Below are 5,121 nucleotides of genomic sequence, written 5' to 3'. Positions count from 1 at the left end.
CAGAGTCGGTGACCACGCCCGATAGCACCGCCGTCTCCTCGCGCCGGCGCCGCTCCCGCTCGGGGCTGATCTTGACCGGCCGCGCCACGGAGAACCGGTAGTCGTCGCCCGCGCCCTTGACCGGCAGCGCCAGGATCGTATCCGCGGCCACGGCCTCGATCGGGCGTCGCTGCCCTTCGGCGACCGCGGGGAGCAGGAGCAGCAGGGCGATCGTCGAACGGATGAATCGACGGATCATGAAGCCTCCCGACTGAGGTGTCGATGCCACGGACGTGCGAGAACGACGGAAGTGCCCGGGATCTGACGGGGCTCAGGGCACGCCCAGCACCGCCCGGCCGCTGCTCATCTTGTAGATCCCGAAGCCAATGTGCTCCCACGGGCCCGCCTCGCGGGCCAGGAAGTACACGGCGGGGTCGGTCCCCAGGCGAAAGAACGTCACCGGCTGCACCGCCCGCACCAGCGCGGGATCCACCGGCGCCCACTCGGGATGCCCGAAGAGGCCGCGCACCACCCGCCGCTGCACCGGATCGTAGACGAAGAAGAGCGACGCCCGTCCGTCTCGCTCCGTGCCGTACGCCAGCTGCGCCGGCCACTGCACGACCACGCTCGCCTCGCCCTCCACGCCCAGTGCCACTGGCGTGCCCAGTTCCACCGCCTCGGCCCGGTCGCCGGCGGCACGCCGCTGCTCCGCGGCCTCGTACAACCGCAGGGCCTCGGCGCGAAGCAGGACCATCGCGCCCGAGTCCAGCACCACGGGGGCCGCCGCCAGGGCGTGCAGCGGCGGGCCGGGGCGCCAGAAGAGCACGGGACCCCGGGAGGCGTGGCCAGAGGGCACCAGCTCGGCCAGGTACGCCGCCTCGTACTGGTCCGCGCGGGTGGGCCGCACCTGTGCCACACGCACCCGCGCGGACCCGCCCGCCGAATCGACGCCCGGCAGCTCCTCGCCGGCCACGAGCGTGTCGGCCAGGCCGGTGCAGTCGCCGGCGACGAAGCGGCGTCCGTCGTGGCAGCCCGCGAAGCGCTCGGCGTTGCCCTCGACGAACGAATCGGGGTCGTACACGCCCAGGACGCCGGCCGGCGCAGCCGGGGCGCACGCAGCCAGCGGCAGCAGGGCCATCCGGAGCAGGGAGCGGAACTTCATTTGTGTGGATGCGGGATGGAAAGCCGCCGCCCCGGCGCGGGGCCGGGGCGGCGGAGCCTTTCTAGAGGATGTACTTGCGCAGGTCCTCGTCCTCGACGATGTCCTTCAGGCGGTCGCGGACCCGGTCGGCATCCACCACGATGTGCTTTTCGGCCGTGTCGGGAAGGTCGAACATCACGTCTTCCAGCAGCGTGGTGAGCACGGTGTGCAGCCGCCGGGCGCCGATGTTCTCCATCCGCTCGTTCAGCTGCGCCGCGGTGCGCGCCACCTCGCGCACGCCGTCGTCGGTGAACACCAGCTCCGCCCCGTCTGCCGCGGCCAGCGCGCGGTACTGCGACACCAGGGCGTTCTTGGGCTCCTGCAGGATGCGGACGAAGTCGTCCTGCGTAAGGCTGCTCAGCTCCACGCGGATGGGAAAGCGGCCCTGCAGCTCGGGGATCAGGTCCGACGGCTTGCTGACGTGGAACGCGCCCGCGGCGATGAAGAGCATGTGGTCGGTGCGCACCATCCCGTACTTGGTCTGCACCGTGGAGCCCTCGACGATGGGGAGCAGGTCGCGCTGCACCCCCTCGCGCGACACGTCGGGGCCGCCCGCCGCGCCGCGCTCCCCGGCGATCTTGTCGATCTCGTCCAGGAAGATGATCCCCATGTCTTCCACGCGGTCGAGCGACTCGTTCACCACCTCGTCCATGTTCACGAGCTTGTCGAGCTCGTCCTGCAGCAGGATGCGGCGCGCCTCGGCCACGCTCACGCGGCGGCGCTTGGTCTTCTTGGGCAGCCAGTCCTGCAGCATGTCCATCAGGTTGCCGTCCATGCCGCCGCCGTCCATGCCGCCGCCCATGGGGATCATCATGTTCTCCACCGGCATGCTCTGGCTGACCTCCACCTCCACCTCGCGCTCCTCCAGCTTGCCGTCGCGCAGCAGCTGGCGGAACTTCTCGCGGGTGCGCTCGCGCCGCTCGCGGCCAGCCACGTCCTCCACCGGCTCGGCCTGGCCGCCGGGCGAGGCGAACCACACGCGCTCGTTCTTGTCGCCGTCAGCGGCGGGGGGGCCGGCGGCGGGTGCCGGCTGCGACTCGGCGGGGGGAATCAGCAGGTCCAGCAGGCGGTCTTCCACCCGCTTCTCGGCCTCGTCCTGCACCTCGTCCTCGCGCTCGGTGCGCACCATGTTCACGGCCACGTCCACCAGGTCGCGCACCATCGACTCCACGTCGCGGCCCACGTAGCCCACCTCGGTGAACTTGGATGCCTCCACCTTCACGAAGGGCGCGCCGGCCAGCCGGGCCAGCCGCCGGGCGATCTCGGTCTTTCCCACGCCCGTGGGGCCGATCATGATGATGTTGTTGGGGGCGATCTCTTCGCGCAGGTCCTCGGCCACGCGCTGGCGGCGCCAGCGGTTGCGAAGCGCGATGGCCACCGACTTCTTGGCCGCGTTCTGCCCCACGATGTACTTGTCGAGCTCGGCGACGATCTGGCGGGGCGTCATCTCGTCCAGCCAGAGCGGCTCCTGGGCCTCGCCCTCCGCGGGCTTCACCTCGGTTTCGTTCGTCGACATCCTGTTCAGTTCCCAGCGCGCGGTCAGTCCAGCTCCAGCACGGTGATGTTGGTGTTGGTATAGATGCAGATTTCGCCCGCGATCTCCAGCGCCCGCCGCACGATCTCGGGGGCGGGGAGCGACGAGTGCTCCTTGAGCGCGCGCGCCGCGGCGAGGGCGTAGCTCCCGCCGGAGCCGATGGCCACGATGTCGTCGTCGGGGGCGATGACGTCGCCGGTGCCGCTGAGCATGTACAGATTCTCGCGGTCGGCCACGGCCAGCAGCGCCTCGAGCCGGCGCAGGTAGCGGTCGCTGCGCCAGTCCTTCGCCAGCTCCACCGCCGCGCGCGACAGGTTGCCCGGGTAGCGCTCCAGCTTTTCCTCGAACTTCTCGAACAGCGTGAAGGCGTCGGCCACGGAGCCGGCGAAGCCCGCCAGCACCTTGCCGTCCTTGAGCTTGCGCACCTTGGTGGCCGACGACTTGGCGATGACGTCGCCCATGGTCACCTGGCCGTCGCCGCCCAGCGCGATCTTGCCGTCGCGGCGGACGGCCAGGATGGTGGTGGCGTGGAACGTGGGGATTGCCATATCTCCAAAAACCAGTACGGTATACGTGCCGTGAACGTCGTTTCAGGGCGGACCGGCTGCGTCCGCCCGCACAAGGTCGCGCGGTTTCAGGGGTTACGCAACCTTTGGGGACGCTCCCCGAACCTCGGGGCCCCCATCAGCCCAGGCGCGCCGCACTTGGCCCCCGCACCACAGGCCTGTCATCCTGAGGCCCAGGCGCGGCGCACTCGCCCGCACATGATCCTACGCGGGCCGAAGGATCTAGCCCGGCGCCACTTGTCAGCCTGGGCGCGACAGCGGCACGGAGCCCTGGACCTCGGCTCGGGCGCGTCGACCCAGGCCCGGCGCATTCCTCGGGCGGGCCCCTCCCCCAGCAAACTGCGCCGGGAGAGGGGAGAACGTCGTGCCGCGTGGGGCTGGATCTCGCTCATGCCGCGGCTGCCCCCTCTCCCGGCCTCTCCCCCGCAAACTGCGCGGGAGAGAGGAGAACTTCGATCGAGGTTCGACCGGATGCCGGTGCATGCCCCTGGGAGCCCCCTCCCCCCGGCCCCCGTCCCCCGCTGCGCAGGGGAGGGGGAGACCTGAACTGCGCCTCGGCCGGCCTCGTGCACCCGACTGCGCGTGCAGTCCGCGAAGGCGGACTTCGGGCCGTCGTTGCCGCGAATTCATTCGCCCCAGCAGGGCCGGGGCCTTTGCTTCTGCGCTGCCGTCGCACCCAGCCCCCAAGTGTACCCCTCGCCCACGCTGTTTGTGGGAGAGGGCCGCACGCGTGTCAGCGCGGCGGGGTGAGGGCCCCACGGCAGCCGAGGCCTCGGCCTTCGTGCCCGCTGCCGCGCCCGGGCTTGTACGTGTCCGCGGCTAGATCCTTCGCCCCGCGAGGTCCGGTTTGCGGGCCGGTCCGGTGCGCGTGGGGCTCAGGATGACAGGCTCTGGAACGCTCCTCTGAATATGGCGTTCCATGCAGGGCTGCGTCCCGCCCTACGCCCGCGGGTGCGCCTTGCGATAGACCGCCTTCAGCCGCTCCTTGGACGTGTGCGTGTAGATCTGCGTGGTGCTCAGGCTGGCGTGCCCCAGCAGTTCCTTCACAGCCATCAGGTCAGCCCCCGCATCCAGCAGGTGCGTGGCAAAGCTGTGCCGCAGCGAGTGCGTGGAAAGGCCCGTCTCGCCCGCGACCCCGCGGAGGAACTCGCCCACGATGTTCTGAATCTGCCGCACCGACAGCCGCTTGCCCGTCTGCCCCACGAAGACCGCGCGTCCGTCCGGCCGCGTGGCGCCGGCGATCACCATCTCGCGCGCGTCGAAGTAGCCGCGCATCGCCCGCAGCGCCACGCGGCCCACGGGAACGATGCGCTCCTTGCGACCCTTGCCCATCACCCGCACGCGGTCGCTGACCAGGTCCACGTCGGGAACGTTCAGCCCCTGCAGCTCCGACAGGCGCAGCCCGGCCGAGTAGAACAGTTCCACGATCGCCAGGTTGCGCAGGCCGTGGAACCCGCCCGCTTCGGCACGCATCTGCGCGGTCTCGAAGAGCCCGTCCATCTGCTCGCGCGTCAGGAACCCGGGCAGGTGCCGCTCGCGCTTGGGCGTGCGGACCGCGCGGGCCGGATTGGCGTCCACCCGCCCCTCCACGTGAAGGAAGCGGTACAGCGAGCGCACGGACGAAACCTTTCGCGCGATGCTGGTGCGCGACAGGCCGCGGCGGGTGGCGCAGTCGCCCATCCAGGCGCGGATCGCCAGCCGGTCCACCCCGCCCCACGACCACTCGGGTGCGCCGTAGTAGCGGTCCAGGAACTCGCCGAACTCGCGCAGGTCGTCCGCGTACGCCCGCACGGTCTGCGGCGACAGCCCGCGCTCGTGTGCCACGTAGCGAAGGAACTCGT

General features: G+C 71.0%; 5 protein-coding genes. All 5 read right to left on the bottom strand.

Going from position 1 to position 5,121, the window contains the following annotated elements; all coding sequences use genetic code 11:
• Nucleotides 1-238 (bottom strand): hypothetical protein (locus tag VIB55_RS24405; RefSeq protein ID WP_331879295.1); only part of this gene is annotated, 238 nt, incomplete at its 3' end.
• Nucleotides 239-310: 72 nt separating this feature from the next.
• The gene (locus VIB55_RS24400) at nucleotides 311-1,141 is read right to left on the bottom strand and encodes a hypothetical protein (protein WP_331879294.1); all 831 of its coding nucleotides are present in this window, start codon (nucleotides 1,139-1,141) and stop codon (nucleotides 311-313) included.
• A 61-nt stretch (nucleotides 1,142-1,202) separates the two neighbouring features.
• A complete protein-coding gene (gene hslU, locus VIB55_RS24395; protein WP_331879293.1) occupies nucleotides 1,203-2,696 on the bottom strand; it encodes an ATP-dependent protease ATPase subunit HslU in 1,494 nt (497 codons plus the stop codon).
• 23 nt (nucleotides 2,697-2,719) lie between these two features.
• The gene (hslV, locus tag VIB55_RS24390; RefSeq protein ID WP_331074531.1) at nucleotides 2,720-3,262 is read right to left on the bottom strand and encodes an ATP-dependent protease subunit HslV; all 543 of its coding nucleotides are present in this window, start codon (nucleotides 3,260-3,262) and stop codon (nucleotides 2,720-2,722) included.
• Between the two features lie 957 nt (nucleotides 3,263-4,219).
• The coding region (locus tag VIB55_RS24385; protein WP_331879292.1) for a tyrosine recombinase XerC at nucleotides 4,220-5,121 on the bottom strand (902 nt) is incomplete at its 5' end.

Origin of the sequence: Longimicrobium sp. (assembly GCF_036554565.1) — a bacterium.
Lineage (GTDB): Bacteria > Gemmatimonadota > Gemmatimonadetes > Longimicrobiales > Longimicrobiaceae > Longimicrobium.
This window is presented reverse-complemented; position numbering and strand designations above follow the sequence as displayed.